12 protein-coding genes and 1 pseudogene are annotated in these 18,630 nt (G+C 53.1%); 5 read left to right on the top strand and 8 right to left on the bottom strand.

Translation table 11 applies throughout. The features are described from left to right. Positions 1-56: 56 nt before the first annotated feature. Complete coding sequence (locus tag V4U88_RS12860; RefSeq protein ID WP_334073659.1) at positions 57-650, bottom strand: TetR/AcrR family transcriptional regulator; 594 nt, start codon at positions 648-650, stop codon at positions 57-59. A gap of 101 nt (positions 651-751) precedes the next feature. On the opposite strand from V4U88_RS12860, the gene V4U88_RS12855 reads away from it, so the two are divergent. After that, positions 752-1,291 (top strand): hypothetical protein, encoded by a 540-nt coding sequence (locus V4U88_RS12855; RefSeq protein ID WP_334073658.1) that lies wholly within the window; start codon positions 752-754, stop codon positions 1,289-1,291. A 298-nt stretch (positions 1,292-1,589) separates the two neighbouring features. On the opposite strand, the gene V4U88_RS12850 is transcribed toward V4U88_RS12855, so the two are convergent. From V4U88_RS12850 to V4U88_RS12825, 6 genes are all read right to left on the bottom strand, one after another. Further along, on the bottom strand, positions 1,590-2,819 hold the full coding sequence (locus tag V4U88_RS12850) for an MDR family MFS transporter (protein WP_334073970.1): 1,230 nt from the start codon (positions 2,817-2,819) through the stop codon (positions 1,590-1,592). 582 nt (positions 2,820-3,401) lie between these two features. Next, positions 3,402-5,177, bottom strand: coding sequence for a sensor histidine kinase (locus V4U88_RS12845; RefSeq protein WP_334073657.1), 1,776 nt, complete (start codon positions 5,175-5,177; stop codon positions 3,402-3,404). Positions 5,178-5,194: 17 nt separating this feature from the next. Beyond that, on the bottom strand, positions 5,195-6,772 hold the full coding sequence (locus tag V4U88_RS12840; protein ID WP_334073656.1) for a response regulator: 1,578 nt from the start codon (positions 6,770-6,772) through the stop codon (positions 5,195-5,197). 658 nt (positions 6,773-7,430) lie between these two features. After that, positions 7,431-9,110: an extracellular solute-binding protein gene (locus V4U88_RS12835; protein ID WP_334073655.1), complete on the bottom strand. Its 1,680-nt coding sequence runs from the start codon at positions 9,108-9,110 to the stop codon at positions 7,431-7,433. Between the two features lie 64 nt (positions 9,111-9,174). Next, entirely contained in the window at positions 9,175-10,041 is an 867-nt protein-coding gene (locus V4U88_RS12830; protein WP_334073969.1) for a carbohydrate ABC transporter permease, read from the bottom strand. 57 nt (positions 10,042-10,098) lie between these two features. Further along, on the bottom strand, positions 10,099-11,064 hold the full coding sequence (locus V4U88_RS12825; protein ID WP_334073654.1) for an ABC transporter permease: 966 nt from the start codon (positions 11,062-11,064) through the stop codon (positions 10,099-10,101). A 181-nt stretch (positions 11,065-11,245) separates the two neighbouring features. On the opposite strand from V4U88_RS12825, the gene V4U88_RS12820 reads away from it, so the two are divergent. Further along, positions 11,246-12,592 (top strand): amino acid permease, encoded by a 1,347-nt coding sequence (locus tag V4U88_RS12820; protein ID WP_334073653.1) that lies wholly within the window; start codon positions 11,246-11,248, stop codon positions 12,590-12,592. Positions 12,593-12,706: 114 nt separating this feature from the next. Then, on the top strand, positions 12,707-14,977 hold the full coding sequence (locus V4U88_RS12815) for a poly(ethylene terephthalate) hydrolase family protein (protein ID WP_334073652.1): 2,271 nt from the start codon (positions 12,707-12,709) through the stop codon (positions 14,975-14,977). A 690-nt stretch (positions 14,978-15,667) separates the two neighbouring features. Here V4U88_RS12815 and V4U88_RS12810 read toward each other — a convergent pair. Then, a complete protein-coding gene (locus tag V4U88_RS12810; RefSeq protein ID WP_334073651.1) occupies positions 15,668-16,225 on the bottom strand; it encodes a GbsR/MarR family transcriptional regulator in 558 nt (185 codons plus the stop codon). A gap of 372 nt (positions 16,226-16,597) precedes the next feature. Here V4U88_RS12810 and V4U88_RS12805 point away from each other — a divergent pair, with 372 nt between their 5' ends. Both V4U88_RS12805 and V4U88_RS12800 read left to right on the top strand, forming a co-directional pair. Next, on the top strand, positions 16,598-17,812 hold the full coding sequence (locus tag V4U88_RS12805; protein WP_334073650.1) for a quaternary amine ABC transporter ATP-binding protein: 1,215 nt from the start codon (positions 16,598-16,600) through the stop codon (positions 17,810-17,812). Next, a pseudogene (locus tag V4U88_RS12800) lies at positions 17,805-18,627 on the top strand (ABC transporter permease); the annotation flags it as partial. The gene V4U88_RS12805 and the pseudogene V4U88_RS12800, both read left to right, overlap by 8 nt. Between the last annotated feature and the right edge of the window lie 3 nt (positions 18,628-18,630).

Raw genomic sequence — 18,630 nt, 5'->3', positions numbered from 1 at the left:
GACACAGTATACGCGTCAGACCGGAAGAAGGCCTGGGCCACAGATTAGACAATTCGCTAGGATGGGAACAGGCAGACGGACGATAGATGGCTTTCCAGTATGGCTTTAATTTTGTCCCGATTCAGCCTGCCGGGCTCCAGCATGGCATGCAGCGCCAAACCGTCCACCAAAGCGTAAAGCTTCTCAATCTCAAGCTCTAGGTGAATATCCGGCTTTAGTGAATTCCACTCCTGCAGCTGCAGAAAAATAAGCCGGATCATATTCCGGATTCCGTCGTAACCCACATCAAACCGCTCCCTCTGATGGCTGCAATGAGCTGTAAATACAAACCACACCTCCATTTCCGCCCTCGTTTGCTCATCCGTGGGTACAATTTCCAGCAGCATCCCCAGCACCTTCTCCTTCGGAGGCAGGTCCTGGTTGGCAATGAACAAGATGCGCTCGCCCGCCCTTTCCTTTACCAAATTCATGGCGTAGCGAAGCAAGCTCTCCTGGGAGGTAAAATCGTTCCTGAGCGATCCCGGGGAAATTTCCGCTTCCCGAGCGATATTTCTCACGGTCGCCCCGCTCATTCCGTCCCTCAAGATTACCCGCCATGTCGCTTCGGCGATCACTTGTTTTCTTTGATCATGATCGATTTGTTTCGGCATAGTCTCATTTTATCAAAAAAAGTTCCCTGTGGACATTTATTTAGTACAGCTGTATTATAAAAAGAAAATTAAATTTTTTATTATTTTGGAAGGAGTAAGCAATGAATTTTGTAGCCTGGATGATCGTTGCCTGTGAAATTGCGTTTTGGGTTGTTATCGCAGCCGGTCTGATTACCCGTTATTTTTTGAAATTACCCAAGCTGGGCCTGATTCTCCTTGCCTTAACCCCTGTTGTGGATCTGGTTCTGTTGATAATTACCGGTCTGGACCTGTATCACGGAGCCACGGCCACCACCGCCCACGCCATCGCCGCCGTTTACATCGGCGTTTCCATCGCTTATGGCAAAAGCATGATCCAATGGGCCGACACCCGATTCCGTTACCACATCGCCAAGCAGCCGGATGCCAAACCCGTGAAGCGGTACGGCACGGATTTCGCCAAGCACTATTTGAAAGGGTATTTCCGGCATATTCTTGCGTTTCTCATCGGTGCCGGCCTCCTCGCGGGGCTGATTTACTGGATCGATGACCCGATTCGTACAGAAAAGCTAATGGGCGTTCTGCGGATGTGGGGAGTGGTTCTGGGGATAGACTTCCTAATTACCTGCAGCTACTTTATTTGGCCGAAACCGGCGAAATAAGCCCTCGTTATCCACGCAACGATAAAAAGCCCGCTGCCGATGTACCGGCAAGCGGGCAAATTTACGCTTTCTACGCTTTCTTGGTGTATACGATTCGTTTAATGCTCTCATGGGAGAGACAATAGAACTCCGCCAAGGCCTCGATGCTGCTGCCTCTCCGGAAGCGCCTGCGACATGGAGCTTATCGAGCACGAAATCGATAACCCCGATCATCTAAGTCCTCCTTTCCCTAAGGAAATACTGTGAAGCGAAAACATCACTAGCATCTCCCTAAATCTGGGAAAGGCAACTGCTTTCTTCACATTTCCGCTCCCTCTTGCCCCTTCGCCTCGGGCATATGTTTGCGGGCCAGAAGGAGGAACGGAAGACCGAAAGCTGTGGTCAAAGCGATAACGGCGAAGATCAGTACCGCGTGATTCGCCCCAAATCCGTCGAGCAAAATGCCTCCAAGCAAAGGAGCCAGCACATTCCCCAGATTATTGAAGCCAAACATCCCGAAATAGGTGCCTCTCAGTTCGGGGCTGGCAATCCGGTCCACCAACACATCCGTCATTGTGAACATCAGCACTTCTCCAATCGTAAACAACACAACGCCAAGCATCATCGTCCATATATAAGGGAAGAGGCCAAATATAAGCAGGCTGCAGGCGACGCATAAATTTCCCGCGATCAACGGCGCGATCGGCGAGAAACGGCTGGCGAAGCGGACGAGCGGATATTGGACGGTCAGCACGACCACCGCATTCAAGGACAGCATGTAGCCAAACCATTTCGCGCCGTCCGTGAAATGAGGGCCAAGCTCCAAATATTGGGCCAGTGTCGAGCTAAAGTGACCATAGCCCAGCACGCAAAAAATCATGCCGATCAGCACATAGACGAAAGTACGATCCTTGCCGGTAACCCGCAGCGCTTCGGTTAAGGTTAAAGCAGCCGTGCTTGGGCCGCTGGCCGTGCCGATATGTTTATGTCCGAGAAACTGAAGGACGAGAACCGCGCCATAGCAAAAATAAACGAGGCCCGCGATGTAAAAAACGCTCCCCGAATGGGAAGAACCCATCTGCAGCCCTAAAATCGGACCGGCCACCACGCCCAAATTGATAGCGGCATAGCGCAGGTTGAACACGAGCAGTTTGCTTTCCTGAGGGGTAATGTCGGCCAATAAGGCCCGCGAGGTCGGTTCAAACATGGCCCGGCAGAGCCCGTTCAGCGCGTTGATGATGAAGAACAGCCAGATTCGATCCGCGAGCGCAAAGCCCACAAAGACCAGCGCCCAGCCGAAAATGGAGATGAACAGCACTTTTTTTCTGCCGATCACATCCGATATGTATCCGCCGTAGAAGCTGGCAAAGACACCGATCAGCGAACTGACCGCAACGACGATGCCGGACTCAAACGGGGTTGCGCCCAGCCTGCCGATCAAATAAATGGAGAGAAAGGGAACGCTCATTGAGGTTGCCATGCGGCCGAAAATCGTCCCAACAATAATAGTCCAGGATAACGGATGAATCTGTCTAAGGTTCGCGTTCATACACTGTTTGCCTTTCTTGTTGCTCAATTTTCCAATTTCTCCGGGAAGAAACTATTGGACTATTAAACCCGAGAAGTCATTTTCTGTCAAGGCAGAACAGGCAATAACTCGGCCATGAAGAGCCATCCCAAACAAAAAAACCAAGACCGGCCGTTTCCTCGAAAACGGCAGCCTTGGGCAGGGGGAACATATGATTTAGATCAATCTCGGCAAAGACAGCCGCTTTGACTCGGAAGTCTGGCGTTCCCGGTTACTTTTCATTTTTTCCTGCAATATCTCCTGAAAGCTGAGCGCGGAATCCTTACCCTCGCTTTTCTTGGCCTGATTCACCACTGAGGTTCTCTGATATTGAGGATGGTAGGGTACCGGGCTATGTACGCTGCTGAGAATCATATCGTAAACTCCTTTATGAATAAGGTTCCGGCAATCCTGCTATGATTCGGATTACCATGGATCATTTACCCGCTTCCCCGGAGTTACAAACGTTTTTTCCATAAAACAGGAAGATAGTTTCAGTTTTAGGACCATGGCCTTGCGGACAAAACAATGTAGGTTTACCGAAATCCCCCCTCGTCTTTGGTCCTAGTCCACCCGCCTTTGTGCGGGAATAACGACCTGGACGGTGGTGCCGATCCCAATACGGCTTCCTATTGTAACGCCGTAGGGAGCCCCGAAATGGAGCTGAATCCGGCTATGCACATTCCGGATGCCAAAACCGGTATTCAGCCCTTCCACCGGATCGAATATTTGCGCAATCCGCCCCGGAGACATGCCGATCCCGTCATCAATGATCTTAAATACGATACGCCCCCCTTCCAGACGGCCCGAGATCCGAAGATGGATAGAGCTACCGAACCAGGCGTGCTCCAGAACATTTTCGATAAAAGGCTGCAAAATCAGTTTTACGGTAACGAAGTTCAGAATCCCCGGATCGATATCATAAAAGACATGGACGGCATCGCCGAATTTCGTCGTCTGAATGTTCATATAAGCCCTCACTTGTTCCAATTCGCTGTGGACCGGGATCACTGTCCTCCCCTCATTAAGGGAAAGGCGGTAAAACTTCGCCAAATCCAGCACCATCCGCTGGAGCTTGTCAATCTCGCCGAATTGGGCCAGGCGGCTGATGGAAGACAACGTATTGTACAAAAAGTGCGGATTGATCTGGGCCTGCAGCGATTCGAGCTCGGCCTCCTTTTTCTCGATCTGCGTCATGTATACCTGCTCGATCAACTGGTCGATATTTTGGCCCATCTCATTTAATGCGTTGGCGATCTGGGAAAATTCATCCTTGCCCCGGTACCCCATCCGTTTATGCAGCTCCCCTTCGCGAAAAGCGTTCAGCACGAACACGATTTTGTTCATCCGGATCGAGAAATAGCGCGAGATAAACATCCCGGCAAAGGTAAATACGATAAGGCACAGCAGGCAGATCAGAATAACGAACACGCGCACCTTTGCGGCATCCCGTTCCATAATCGTAAGCGGGACATAGGCCGCCAGTTCCCAGCCCTGCCTGCCGACCGATTCCCGGATCGTCAGAAACTCGCTCCCGCTCCCGTTTGCATGGGAACCGCCGCCATCCCCTCCGGGAATTATTCCGGAACGGTGCAGCACCGCTCCGGTTTCATCCCTGATGATGAGGCCGCTGCCATCGCCGATTTTTTTGTAATCCAGCCCCTGGAACAGTTCTTCCGTACTAACGCTGATCCGCATAAAACCGATTTCTTTCAAATCCAGCGGCCGTTGGCTGTCCACCAGGCGGCGCAGCAGGGAAATCCGGCTGAAATCCGCATCCCGCTCGACCTTCCTCCATAGCATCGTCTCCCCGTATTTTTCCGGCGGGAAATCCCGGTGCCAGGGCTTATTTTCAATGCGTTTCAAATGGTAAAGGTTGTAATTCCGCTCAAGCAGATCCGGATTTTCACGCTCAAAAGAGCCGTAATACACCTCCGGCAGTGTTTCGTTGGCCAGGAACAGATACATCGCGATATTCAGACCTGTCGCATTTACGGCGATAGCGATCTTCGGCTTGATGATTTTCGTCGTCCGCTCGTAGCTGTCCCACCCTTCTTCAAAGCTCCGCAGTTGGATAATCAGGGAATAATCGTCATACAGCATGGAGGAGACGCGCTCCACGTCCGCCATTTTGAATTCGATGTTATCCTTCATTTGTACCAGCGTCCCCTGGATGGAGTTTCTCGTCTGGTTCCGGATGGAATCCTGGTACATGGAATTCGAAAAATAGCCGATCGCAAGGACCGGCAAAATAATAAACACCATATATGTGATCATTAACTTATAGCCGAAAGGAATGTACTTCGGTTGATTTGGATTCGGATCCGCGGCCGGTTTCATGTTTTTTGTCCCCCCGTCTACTCGCGCTTTCGGCACTCCATCGGCGTCATGCCGAACGTTTCCTTGAACTGCCGACTGAAATACGGAATATACCGGTAGCCGACCTGGTCCGCCACTTCGTAAATTTTCAGGGACGGATTTTTGAGCAGCTCGCGGGCCCGTTCCATCCGCATACTGATCAGGGTTTCGCTGAAGCTTTTACCGACTTCTTCCTTGAACAGGTGCCCCAAATAGTTGGGCGAAAACGAAAACTGCTCGGCAATGTCCTTTAGCGTCAGGTTCTCCTGCATCCGCTCCCGCATCGTTCGCAAAATTTCACGGATCAGCCGGCTGTTTTTGGAGTTGGCCTTGATTCGCAGCATTTCCGAAATCTCAAATACTTTGCGGACCAGCCAAGAACGGATATCCCCGACTCTTTCGAATTTGAGCACCACATCCAGGCTGTGAAGCTCCATACCGAGCATTTCGAACAAATCCTCATCCAAAGCATGCAGATAATGATCCAGCTTAAAAACGATGTACATCGCCAGGTTATAAATCGTAAATTTCGAGCGGAGCGAGGTGACGGATTTGAACAGGTTCTCGATTTCATCGTGAATGAGCACCAAATCGTAATTGGCCATCGCCTTGAACAGCGCATCCAGCCTCAGATCCAAGGTTCGCGCATCGCTGAGCTCCGGGGCTTGCTGCACATCTTCATATTTAATGACCTGCCCCCTGCCGAAGAACATTTTCCCCTCCAGCGCCTCGAGCGCTTGCCTGTAGGATTCATGAATCCGGGAAAGATGCGGCACCTGCTCGCCCAGCCCGACCGTCAGGGAAAGGGACGCCTTGGCGTCCACCGCGCCGCACAGCTCATCGACGCAGGCTCGAAGCCCCTCACCATGCAACAGGATGCCGATCCGCTGCCGGGACAGCTTGCAGCTGTGCGTAAATCCATAGCTGAGCAACACCTCGTTGATCTGTTTCAAGCTCAGCTCCAAATTGCGCAGCGCCGCCTCTGCGATTCCCGGCTGCAGCCACTTCAAATCATCAAGCTCCAGCACGGCCGCCTGCAGCGGCGTACTTAGATGATCCACGCCAAAGGAAGCCGCAAGCTCGCTAAACTCCTCCGCCTTCGTAAGCGCCAGCTCGCCTTCCAGCAGGCGGGCAAGGAAGTCGTTCTTCGCCATCGGCTTGAGGTGATGGTATTGCTTTTCCGCTTCCCTGCGGCGTTCCTCGGCGGCCAGTTCCTCAGTGATCCGGCGCAGGGAGGAGATCAGTTCGTCGTCCTCCATCGGTTTTAACACGTAGCTGCAGGCCTTGAGGGATAGCGCCTGTTTCACATAGTTAAAATCCTGGTAACCGCTTACAAAAATTACTCGAACCTCCGGCCTTTTCTCGATCGCGATCCGGGCCAGTTCCAGCCCTGACATATTCGGCATGTTTACGTCCGTGACCAGGATGTCGACCGGCTCCCGCTCCATAACCTCACAGGCCGCAAAGCCGTTATTCACGGCACCGACAACCTGAAGACCCAGTTCTGACCAGGGGATAAACCGCTTCATCCCCTCCAAATCCAGCTGTTCGTCATCCGCCAGCAAAACTTTATACATGAGGCAACTCCTTTTTTCAGGGGAATCCATCCATAAACGTTATGCCCGAACTTGATTATTTAAGTTCATTGAGTCCAATTGATCCATATATATTGAACTATTGATTGGCATACTAGTGCCTCACTCCAAATTATAATTGAAGCAGCGGATTCTCATTTTCTCCTACTACGATGTCTGATGGGGCAATAGGCGGCGGTGCGGTTTAGAGGGTTCTTTTCACACTCTTCACCTACAACTCATTTGGATTAAAGGGAATTCTTCCCGTTAATTTGGTGCGTATGCGGCTTCAGAGGCCAATTATCTGGAGAACCTCCCGCTAATTCGCCTGAAATTGTGTATATCGGCAATAGGGCTGCGAAATAGATGGAGTTTTTCCAGCTAAATCCGATCGAAGAGCCAAGAGCGGTACATTAACGGGAGATTTTCCCGTTAATGATGTAAACTCCGATATATCCGCAATTCTGGATGCCGGCAACGTATCTCCGAAACTATTTCATACCCTTTCCCAACGCAATTCTATTCTTGAATTCAACCTAATATAATACTAAATTCTTCCCTCCGGACAAGAATCCCTTCCTCCCCATGAGATGGAGGTGCTCTGCACCCGCAAAACGCTGAAAAGAGGGTCCCCGAATAATCGGTTTCCCTCGATTCGTTATTAGTTTCCGTTAATCTGCTTCAAGTTTTCCTTCCATCTGACCGCATAGTAATCCAGTACCTTTTGGAACCCGGCCGCCATCGTATCTTCGTGAGCCTTGTCGAGCATCTCCAGAGCTTCCTCGTCCGTCTTCGCGTACAAGGTCTGGGCCCGGACTTTCAGCCAAATGTCATTTGCGCGCTGGAACGAGATCCCCTCTTCGCTGTCCGGCATCGGGAAGAGGTTGATAAATTCCGTGGCGTCACCTTGCGTTTTCCACGTAATCGCATACTGCCAGTATGTTGACCAATTCCGTTCATTTTCCGAGAGGGTCGCTTCATATTTCCCCTTGATATCGTCGACATACACGGTATTGCCCACCCACATTAACGGGTCCATCTTGGTTTGATGCTCCGCGAGCGCCTCTTTCTCCTTCGTATATTTCTCGGTGAATTTCGGCGTTTCCCCGTCGGCTTCCAGACCGTCCCAATATTCACCTTCCACGCCCCACATCTGCAATCTCATTCCCTCCGGCCCCGTATACCAGTCCAGGAAAGCGAAGATCGCTTCCGGGTTCTTGGCGCTTGTGGTGATGACTGCGGCGTTCCATCCCAGCTTGTTGTAAGTCCCGGGGTAAATTTTGTTCTTATCCAGCCCTTCCTTATGAATCGGCCAAATCATAAAATAACCGCCGTTCGGATCCTTTTTGGTCAATTCCGCATGAGCCTGCATTGCATAGACTGTCGGATTCGTCGACACGTACACGGCGACTTTTCCGTTCATCAGCTTCTCCTGCACCTGGTCGCGCGTCTGCGTCATGGCATCCTGAGTCATCAGTTTTTCGCGGAACAGCTTGGCGGCGTACACCACCGATTCGCGGAACGGCTCATCCTTATAAATCGAAGTCATTTTATCGCCATCCGGAACGGCAAAATAGCGGGTAAAGCTGAAATTGTTCTCTTTGAAGGCGGAATAGATCTGATCCAGACCGTGGCCTTCACTCGCGAGGTCCGTCTCCAACGGAGTAACATCCGGATATTTTTCCTTGACCTTCTTCAAAAAGGCATACAGATCATCCGTCGTTTCCAGCTTCGGTTTCCCCAACTCGTCATAGATTTTCTTGTTGACAACCCAGCCGGCATTCCCATTCGGGCGGTTCGTGTACCAGTTCGGGAACTGATAAATTTTGCCGTCCGGCGAGCGCAGCATGTTTAGCGCCTTGGGGTCCAGCCATTTTTTCAAATTTGGATACTTGTCGATATAGTCATCCAACGGCACGAGCATCCCCGCCTCGCGCAATCGCTCCACCTCCGCCCCGCGCTCGCCCCATATGACATCCGGCAGTTCGCCCGAGGCGATCATCGTATTCATCTTCTGGACGTTATTCCCGCCGTTGGGCACTTCCGTTACCGTCACTTTCTTGTTCTCCTGAATCCAGGCTGTCGCCTTGTCCGCCCCCCATTTCGGCATCGTATACCAGTCGTAATTGCCGAACAGCGTAAATTCAAGCGGTTCCTTGCCCAGTTCGTAGAGGCCGGATTCTGCGGATTTCGGCGCACTTCCTTGATCCGTATTGCCCTCACCGGTTTGGGACGCCCTGTTGTCCGGGGCTTTGCCCGAGCCGCTTGAGCAACCCGCGATCATGACCATCACCGTCAATAGAGCGATCATACCGACAAACCGCTTACTTCTTTTCTTCATTCCCTGTGATCCCCTTTCCCCTCCAAATATATATGTTTAAAGCGGGACGCTCTAAACCCCCTGGCTACTCTTTCAGTGAGCCTACCAGCACGCCTTTGACGAAGTATTTTTGCACAAACGGATACACCAGAACGATCGGGAGCGTAGCCACCATCATCGTCGCCATGGACAACGACTTGCTCGTAACCGTCTTCGCTTTCTGCAGATGGGCCAGCGCGGCGGCATCCATACTGGCCGTTTGCTCGGATACGATATTCGAGGCCAGGATCTGCTTCAGGATCGTCTGGATCGGCAGCAGCTTCTCATCCGAAACGTAGATGCTGGCCAAAAACCATTCGTTCCAATGGCCGACCGCGGTAAACAGCGCCAAAGTCGCAATCACCGGACCGGATAACGGAAGAACGACCCGGAATAGCGTACCCCAGTTGCCGCAGCCGTCGATTTTGGCCGATTCCTCCAGACCCGCCGGCAGTCCTTGAAAAAACGTGCGGAAAATGATCATATTCCAGACGCTGATCAGCGAGGGAATAATATAGACCCAAAACGAGTTCATCAAGCCGAGATCGCGGATCAGCAGGAAGGTCGGAATCAATCCCCCGCCGAAATACATCGTAATGATGCAGATGACCATATAATACTTCCGCCCCATCAGCTCTTTCCGGGACATGCCGTACGAGAAGATCGCGGTAGCCAGAATGGCCGTAACCGTTCCGATGACCGTGCGCAGCACCGAGACGAGAAAACCGCTCATCAGCCTTTCGTCCTGGAAGACCACGCGATAATTCTCCCAGGTAAATTCCCTGGGCCAGAGCGTAATTCCCCCTTTGGAGGTATCCAGGCCTTCGTTTAAGGAAATAACAATAGCGTTTAAGAATGGATACAAGGTCGAAACGGACAGGAGGATGAGAAAAATATAAATGAACGTGACCATAATCCGGTCACCCAGACTATCCCGCACCGATGTTCACCTCCCTGGATGATGTCTTGTTTACCACAGACTGTTGCCGGATTTTCTGGCCACGTAGTTGGCGATCGTCAGCAGACCGACACTGATCACCGCTTTAAACAAACCGACCGCGGTCGCATACGAGTACCGGTAATTGTTGATGCCGACCCGGATGACATACGTATCGAGAACATCGGACACATCCCGCAGCGCCGGATTGACCGCAAGCACCAGAATGTCCTCGAACCCCGCGCTCAGCAGATTGCCGATGGCCAAAATCATAAAGATCGAAACGACCGGCATAATCGATGGAAGCGTTATCAAATAAATTTGACGAAAACGGCTGGCCCCGTCGATCGAAGCGGCTTCATACGTATTGGGATCGACGCCCGCGATGGCCGCCAGGTATACGATCGAGCCGAAGCCGATTTCTTTCCACACGTTGGTCGTGATTAAAATGGACCAGAAATATTCCGGAAGCGACAAAAAGTTGATCGGTTCATCGATCAGATTCAGCCGTTCCAGCAGCATATTGACGCTGCCGTTGTCCGTAGCCAGCATGGACCCGACGATCCCGCCCAGGATGACCCAGGACATGAAATGGGGCAGATACGTAATCGTTTGTACAATCCGCTTGAACACCATCTTGCGGACTTCGTTGAGCATCAGGGCCAACAGGATCGGGGCCGGAAAGCCGATAAAAAACTTCAGCAGGCTTATGATGACCGTGTTCTTCATCACGATCCCGAACTCCGGCGATTGAAAAAAAGTTATGAAATGCTTCATGCCAACCCAGGGGCTGCCCGTAAAACTGCGCCCGATTTTGTAATCCTGAAAGGCGATCAGAATCCCGTACATCGGAATGTAACTGAACACAAAAATAAGAACAAGCGCCGGGATGACCATCAACTGTAAGTCGAGCTGCCTGACGAACCGCAGGAACCCGTTCTTCCGGCGGTCCCGGAGTGATTGGGAATCCATCGGTTTCTTGACGGAAAGCTGTGCCATATGTTGCTCCTTTCCTATCCGCATTTTTCCGGCTAATCTTATTGTAAAGAGGAATGGACGGGAAGACTATCTGAGAGATCAACTAAAAATGATACATATCAATGTAATGATTATTCATTTCCACACACCCCAAATTGTTGTAATATTATTTTCTATCATCCACGTCGGGAGGCTATCATTTGTGAATTCGCAATCTTCTCCTTTACAGAAAAAATTACGCCCGCGGCATATCAGTTTTATGGCGATGGGCGGCGTCATCGGTACCGGCATCTTCAAAGGGAGTGCCGAGACCGTCAGCGTCGCGGGTCCCGGGGTTGTCATCTCCTATGCCTTGGCGGGGCTGCTGCTGCTGGTCGTCATGGGAGCGATCGCCGAAATGGCCACGGTTTACCCCGGGCTTAATATGAAAGATTTCATCCGGCTTGCCTTCGGCGAACGAATTTCCTTTATCATCGGCTGGCTCTATTGTTTTATGTGGCTTACCGTCTGCGTCATCGAGGTCATCGCAGCCGGAAGCTTCCTGCAGTTCTGGCTGCCGGAGATTCCGCTCTGGCTGCTTAGTCTGGGCTGCGCCGTGCTGATTCTTGCCGTCAATTTGATGAGTGTCGGCGGGCTGGGGGAATTCGAGTTTTGGCTCGCGGGCATCAAAATTGCCATGATTCTTGTTTTTATCGTGCTGGGGGGCTGTATTTTATTCGGCGTTTTGCCCGGGGCGGAAACGCCGGGGCTTTACAATTTCACCGCGCATGGGGGATTCTTTCCGAACGGATGGACGGCGATCTTCTCGGCCCTGCTTGTCGTCATGTTCTCCTATGGCGGCTCCGAACTGATCGGGCTCACCTTGTCGGAAACCCAACAGGCCGAGAAAGTGCTGCCGAAGGTGGTGAAGAGTTTTATTTTAAGAGTCGTATTGTTCTATACGCTGCCCATCCTGATTATTTGCGGTCTCATTCCGTGGAACACGCTTAGCGAACAAACGAGCCCGTTCGTTCAGGTGCTTACCTCCGCCGGATTTAAGGGCGCCGCCCATCTGATGAATTTTATTCTGATTACCGCCGTCTTGTCCGCGGCCAATTCCGGCATTTACGGAGCGACGCGGATGCTCCATTCGATGGCGGCAAGCGGGGAAGCTCCGCAAGGCTTAGGGCGTCTGTCCGCCAGAGGGGTGCCCGTAAACAGCTTGAAGCTCAGCGGTATCGTTCTGATTATAGGCGCCATGATCGCCTATGCCGCCCAGGAGAACCTGTTCCGGCTCCTGATGGCCGTTCCCGGCTTCGTGGTCTTGTTGGTGTGGATCACGATTTTGCTCGCGCAATGGAAAATGCGTAAAAGCTATCCCGCGGAGCCGGCCTTCAAAGTCTGGGGCTACCCGTTCATCACCTGGATTGCGGTCGTCTGCTTAGCGGTCATTGCCGTTATTTTTCTGTTCGATGCCCAAAACCGCATCAGCATCGGGGTTTGCCTAGCGGTAATGGCCGCGCTGGTGCTCTGCTCCTTCGGGCTCTTCAAGCGAAGCTCGCGTTCCTGAGTCCTCCGGTATTCTCCTGTTTGTTGCCGTGGTATGGCGTGTTACAATTATTGCAGAGCACAATAACGATACCAAACGCCGATCCAACACTTGATCTAAAAACCGGGGGAAACTATGGAACTTCAAGCGCAGACCGAACTTGTCGTACGGCCGCCCAAAAGGCCGCTCCGCCAGACCTTACGCGAACGTATCCGCCAGACCTACCGGTATGACACCGCCTTCTGGCGCATGAGCTTGGCCGGCCCTTGGGGAGCCGGCATGTTCGCGTTTGCCTTGGCGGCGCTGGGCATGCCGACCGGGCTGGGCGCCGCGGTCGACACCTTGAGCTTCGCCGCTGCGGGCACGGCGGCCCTGTTCCTGACGGCTCACTTCGCCGCCTTTTTGCTCGCCTTGACCGGCCTGCCGGTCCCCCGCCTCTTTGCAGGCGCCCTGCTGTTCGATTTAACCGCGATCTTCTTAATCTTCTATCAGGAAGAGCAGGCCTTCGCCATCCCGGCCGTCATATCCGTCATCCTGACCGTAGCGGGAGCCCTGGTCGGACTGCTCGTCGGCTGGTTTGCCGCAGGCAGGGCCCCGCTCCGCCTGAAGGCGGCCATCGCCGGCCTAATGGCGTTGGCCTGCCTCTCGGCCGCCGTCTGGCCGCCGGATCGGGGTGCCGTCCCGGCCGGGATGGCCGAGGTTCAAGCCGATTCCGGCACGCCGCCGCTCACCGTGGCCGACCCTTCCAAGCCCGGCGTATATTCCGTGGACACGTTTACGTATGGGAGCGGGCGGGACATTTGGCAGCCGGAATACGGGAAAGACGTCGGCCTGATTTCGGATTCCGTCGACGCCTCCGCCTATCTCGAGAAGTGGTTACGTCTACGCACACTGTATTGGGGCTTCGATACGGGCGCGCTTCCGCTCAACGGCCGGATATGGATGCCGGAGGGCGAGGGACCTTTCCCGCTGGTGCTGATCGTTCACGGTAACCACCTGATGGAGGACTACTCCGACGACGGCTATGCCTACCTCGGGAACCTGCTGGCCAGCCGGGGATACGTCGCCGTCTCTGTCGACGAAAACTTTCTCAATTATTCCGTCTGGAGCGGAATTCCGGAAAATGATATGAAAGCCCGGGCCTGGCTGCTGCTGAAGCATCTCCAGCAGATCGGCCGGTTTGCCGACCGGGCGGACACGCCGTTATCCGGCAAGTTGGACTTTGAGCGGATCGCCTTGATCGGCCACTCCCGGGGCGGCCAGGCCGCGGCGATGGCCGCCGATGATGAACGGTGGTTTAGCAAGGACACCACACTGGTGGGAATGGACCGCTACCACATTCGCGCTGTGGCCGCGATCGCCCCCACAGATAAAAAAGTCGACGACCTGTACGCCAGACTGGCCGATGTTAGTTACTTGACGCTGCAAGGGGCCCGTGACGGCGACGTCACGGACTTTGACGGCGAGCGGCAGTACGTCCGCACAAGCTTCCCGGGGAGTGGAAATGCCTTCAAAGCTTCGCTGTACATCGCCGATGCGAACCACAGTCAATTCAATACCGGGTGGGGCGGACGCGATGTCAGTTATCCCAAAGGCATTCTTCTTAGTCGGCGCGGGATGCTGACTGCGGAGGAACAGCGGACCATCGCGAAGGTGTACATTTCCGCATTTTTAGAGAGCACGCTGCGGGAGAACGAGGATTATCTGCCCTTGTTCATCGATTACCGGACCGGACTCTCCTGGCTACCGGAGACGTCCTATTTTAACCGTTATGAAGGCGGGGAAATGGTAACCTGGGCCCGATTTGACGAGGACGCCAACCGGATGACGATTCCGGACGGCGGAACCGCCAGAGGAACGAACCTCCTCTGGAAGGAGGAAGAAGCCAAAAACCGGGGCAATTCCGGCAAAGGAACGCGGGGCATCGTCCTGGAACGAACGGCAGGCGCTCATCCTCAAGCGCAGGTACCGGCTTACAGCTTGAACTGGGAAGAATCCGCCCCTTCCCCAGAGAACGGGCCGATCGAAATGTTGTCGTTTTCTTTGTCGAACCGGAGCTACGAGCTCGATATGAAGGAAGATCGATCGCCCCGGGAAGAGCTTGACATCGAAGTGGAGCTGGAGTCCGGCAACGGGGAAACGGCCCGCGTCCCGCTGTCCGCGTTCATGCCGCTGCCGCGCTTGCCCGAAACGAGCTACACGCTTCATCCCTGGCTCGACCGGCACCTGTCCGAAGGAAAATATAAAGATCCGATCGAAGCCGTCTTCCAGACGTATCGGCTGCCGATCGCCGCTTTTACCGCCGCGAACGCGGAGTTCGACCCCGGCTCGGGCATCCGGCGGCTTACTTTTCGCCTGACCGGCGGCCCGGGCCGTGTGATGCTCGACGACATCGGAGCATATTGAAGTCAGGGCTGCCGGGGGCGCTGGCGGCCAAATAAGAACTGGAAATTCTCCTGCGTGCAGGTACATAAGGGCGTTATGCGGCGCTATTTTGTCGAATTCGGCTAAGCGGTGTGAGATAGCGGCTTTTTGGGGTCCTATTGTTGGGAAAAGCGGGCTAATCCTGATTCTGGGGCCCAAGGCAGGACAATATGGCCCTTTTTGACCGCACAAGGCCCTTATCCACCCGCCCGGCTTCAAAGGGAGGCTTTTACAGCCATTAGCCCCCTCGGGTTAATGCAAGTCTAACGGCTGTAGCAGCCGCTATTTAACGAAAAGTAGTCCTTTCGAAAATCTAGCGGTCGTGAGCGCCGTTATTTCCCTGGATTCTCGCCCAAACAGCCTGTTTATACGAAAATAAGCGCCGTGGCGGCCGTTAGAATGGGACGTCGGCGTTTTCAGGGCAAATAACGGCTGTGGCAACCGTTAGCGTAATTTTCGTCTTCGCGCCGGATCCAACTCCACACCGAGGCGACAAGTTTCAAAATAAGCAGCATCCTGTCAGGTTTGATGCAGCTTCAGTGCCTTTTTGGCCGCTATTTTCCCCCAAAGCCGAATCAGGCGAAAGTAGCGCCCAAATAGGCCGCTAATGCCACGAGAGCTGCGCAAAAAGAGGGCGTCCCCCGTCAAAAAGACTCGGGACGCCCTCTTTTTCTACATATCCTTGGGGACCAGCTTGTAAATTTCGCCGCTCTCCATCACATCGATCAGCCTGTCCAGCCATTCGTAATATTTAACGGCCTCCCCCATCCTCTGCCGGTCCTGTTCCAGAATCGAACGGAAAGGTTCCTCCGGACCGTTTTCCGCGGACAAGGATCTTTGGATTTCATCCATGGCCCTTTTCAGTACGAGGAGATTCGTTTCCACCGCTTTTCTCCATTTAATTGCAAAAAAGTCGGTAAAGGTCTGATACCAATCGTATTCCACCTCATACAGGTCTTTGCGCGACCCCTTCTCCCAAACTTTATTCACCATTTTCAAGTCGAGCAGCGTACGTACGCCCGTACTCATGCTCGTCTTGCTCATTTTCATCTCCATCCCCATCTCATCCAGCGTCATCGGTTTGTCGGCAAAAAAAAGCAGCCCGTACAAATGGCCCGTTGACAGAGAGATTCCATATAAGTCCATATTTCGTCCAATCGCTTCTATAACACGTTTACGCACTTTTTGTAACTCGGCTTGTTGTTCCGTTGTGAGCTGGTCCAAGCTCATGTGTGCGACCTCCATTCATTTTGCTATGCGTTTCATCTGAAAATTGATATGAATTGAATTTATTACGAGTGAATTCTCGGAGTTCCGCGTAAACCGCGGCTTGATAAATTCAAGCGCACGAATGCTTATTCTATCTTAAGAAAAGGAAGTTCAAAAGTAAAGAATCGGACTGCACAGCATTTGGGAGGAATACGGAGGATACGGAAGAAACCTTTTGTTCAGTTTTTTCTGTACGTTCTTTACGTACGGTTTTGAGCTTTGATTAAAAGCTTGCCATTTTGCTAAACTAGGTTACATGATCGTCACGGCACCGATAGTTCAAGTCGTGATGCTATAGAGAAATGAAGTATCGTCCACAAAAGGGGTGAATGTATGGTTAAAGAAATTCTGAAAGTCAACCAATTAACCAAGCTGTTCGGACCCGGAGCCGATCAAGGTGTCGAGCTGCTCAAGAAAGGCTATACCAAAGAGCGGTTAGCCAAGGAGAAAAGTATCATGGTCGGGGTGAACCGCGTAAGTCTGAGCATTCAAGAAGGCGAGATTTTTGTTATCATGGGCCTCTCCGGCAGCGGCAAGTCTACACTGGTTCGTATGTTAAACCGGCTGATCGAGCCGACTTCCGGTGAGGTACTGGTTCATGACAAGGATTTAAGAAAAATGAACAAAGCGCAGCTGCGGGAAGTGCGCCGTAAAACGATCAGCATGGTGTTTCAAAAGTTCGGGCTGTTTCCGCACCGGACCGTACTGGAAAATGTCGAATACGGGCTGAAGGTCCAAAAGGTACCGAAGGCGGAACGCCGCGAAAAAGCGCTTCGTGCCCTGGAACTCGTAGGGCTTCAAAGCTGGGAAAGCGTCATGCCGGATCAGCTTAGCGGCGGGATGCAGCAGCGGGTCGGCCTGGCGCGCGCCTTGGCCAATGATCCCGAAATTCTGCTGATGGATGAGGCGTTCAGCGCTCTCGACCCGTTAATCCGGCGCGATATGCAGGATGAACTGCTTGAGCTGCAGGAAAAAATGAAAAAAACAATCGTCTTCATCACGCATGATCTTGACGAAGCGCTGCGCATCGGCGACCGCATCGCCTTGATGAAGGACGGGGAGCTTGTTCAGATCGGGACGCCGGAGGAAATGCTGACGCAACCGGCCGACCGTTATGTCGAACGCTTTATCGAGGATGTCGACCTGTCCAAGGTGCTGACCGCCTCGCATGTCATGCGCCGTCCCGAGACCGTCACACTGGACCGCGGTCCGCGGGTTGCGCTGCAACTGATGCGGGAACGGGGGATTTCCAACCTGTTCGTCATCGACCGGGCCAAACGTCTGCTCGGGGTTATTACGGCGGAGGACGCTTCGCAAATTCATAAGGCCGGCGGGACATTGAGCGACATTTTGATCAAGGACGGACCTCGGGTTTCGCCGGATACCCTGCTCAACGAACTGTTTGAGGTCACGAGCTCCGCGAAGGTTCCCCTCGCGGTTGTGGATGGCCAGGACCGGCTTCTCGGTGTCATTGTCCGCGGTGCCGTGCTCGGCGCGCTCGCCGGTGAAGTCGAAAATAAGGAGGTGAGCGGACATGAACATGCCTAAACTGCCGCTCGCGGATTGGATTGAAATGTTGGTCGACTGGATGGCCGATCATCTCGGCGGCTTGTTCGACGGTATTTCGGGTGTTATTGAGGGAATCGTAGGCTTTTTCTCGGGGTTGTTCCTGCTCCCCCATCCGCTTCTGTTTATCGCTATCCTCGGCGTACTGGCATTTTTGATCGGCAAATGGAGGTTGACGCTGTTTACGGTAATCGGCTTCCTGCTGATCGTAAATCTCGGGTATTGGCAGGAAACGATGAATACGTTGGGACTGGTTATTACGTCGGGACTTATCTCGATCGTCTTCGGGATTCCCATCGGGATCTGGAGCGCCTACAGTAAAATGGCGCACCGCATCATTTCCCCTTTGCTTGATTTCATGCAAACCATGCCTGCGTTCGTATACCTGCTGCCGGCGGTCACTTTCTTCAGTCTCGGCGTCGTACCGGGGGTTATCGCCTCCGTCATCTTTGCGATTCCGCCGACGATTCGTCTGACTTACCTTGGAATCAAGCAGGTTTCCGGCGAACTGTCCGAGGCGGCGGATGCCTTTGGCTCGACCTCCTGGCAAAAGCTTGTTCAGGTGGAACTGCCGCTGGCGATGCCGACCATGATGGCCGGGGTGAACCAGACGATTATGCTGTCCCTGTCGATGGTCGTCATCGCTTCCATGATCGGGGCACAAGGGATCGGTGCAACGGTGTACCGGGCCGTCACCCAGCTGAAGATCGGGCAAGGCTTCGAGGCCGGCCTGGCTGTAGTCGTACTGGCGATTGTGCTGGACCGGTTTACACAGAATCTTTTTAAATCGAGCAAAAGGA

Origin of the sequence: Paenibacillus sp. A14, from assembly GCF_036864815.1 — a bacterium.
GTDB classification, from domain to species: Bacteria; Bacillota; Bacilli; order Paenibacillales; family Paenibacillaceae; genus Fontibacillus; species Fontibacillus sanfengchensis.
The sequence above is the reverse complement of the archived record's forward strand: the minus strand, read 5'-3'. Positions and strand labels throughout refer to the sequence as shown.

Excerpts from the sequence above, each read along its gene's own strand:
- V4U88_RS12815 (WP_334073652.1), top strand. The coding sequence starts at position 12,707 with ATGGAACTTCAAGCGCAGACCGAACTTGTCGTACGGCCGCCCAAAAGG.
- V4U88_RS12810 (WP_334073651.1), bottom strand. The coding sequence starts at position 16,225 with ATGAGCTTGGACCAGCTCACAACGGAACAACAAGCCGAGTTACAAAAA.
- V4U88_RS12835 (WP_334073655.1), bottom strand. The coding sequence starts at position 9,110 with ATGAAGAAAAGAAGTAAGCGGTTTGTCGGTATGATCGCTCTATTGACG.
- V4U88_RS12830 (WP_334073969.1), bottom strand. The coding sequence starts at position 10,041 with ATGGTCACGTTCATTTATATTTTTCTCATCCTCCTGTCCGTTTCGACC.
- V4U88_RS12860 (WP_334073659.1), bottom strand. The coding sequence starts at position 650 with ATGCCGAAACAAATCGATCATGATCAAAGAAAACAAGTGATCGCCGAA.
- V4U88_RS12855 (WP_334073658.1), top strand. The coding sequence starts at position 752 with ATGAATTTTGTAGCCTGGATGATCGTTGCCTGTGAAATTGCGTTTTGG.
- V4U88_RS12805 (WP_334073650.1), top strand. The coding sequence starts at position 16,598 with ATGGTTAAAGAAATTCTGAAAGTCAACCAATTAACCAAGCTGTTCGGA.
- V4U88_RS12825 (WP_334073654.1), bottom strand. The coding sequence starts at position 11,064 with ATGGCACAGCTTTCCGTCAAGAAACCGATGGATTCCCAATCACTCCGG.
- V4U88_RS12840 (WP_334073656.1), bottom strand. The coding sequence starts at position 6,772 with ATGTATAAAGTTTTGCTGGCGGATGACGAACAGCTGGATTTGGAGGGG.
- V4U88_RS12845 (WP_334073657.1), bottom strand. The coding sequence starts at position 5,177 with ATGAAACCGGCCGCGGATCCGAATCCAAATCAACCGAAGTACATTCCT.
- V4U88_RS12850 (WP_334073970.1), bottom strand. The coding sequence starts at position 2,819 with ATGAACGCGAACCTTAGACAGATTCATCCGTTATCCTGGACTATTATT.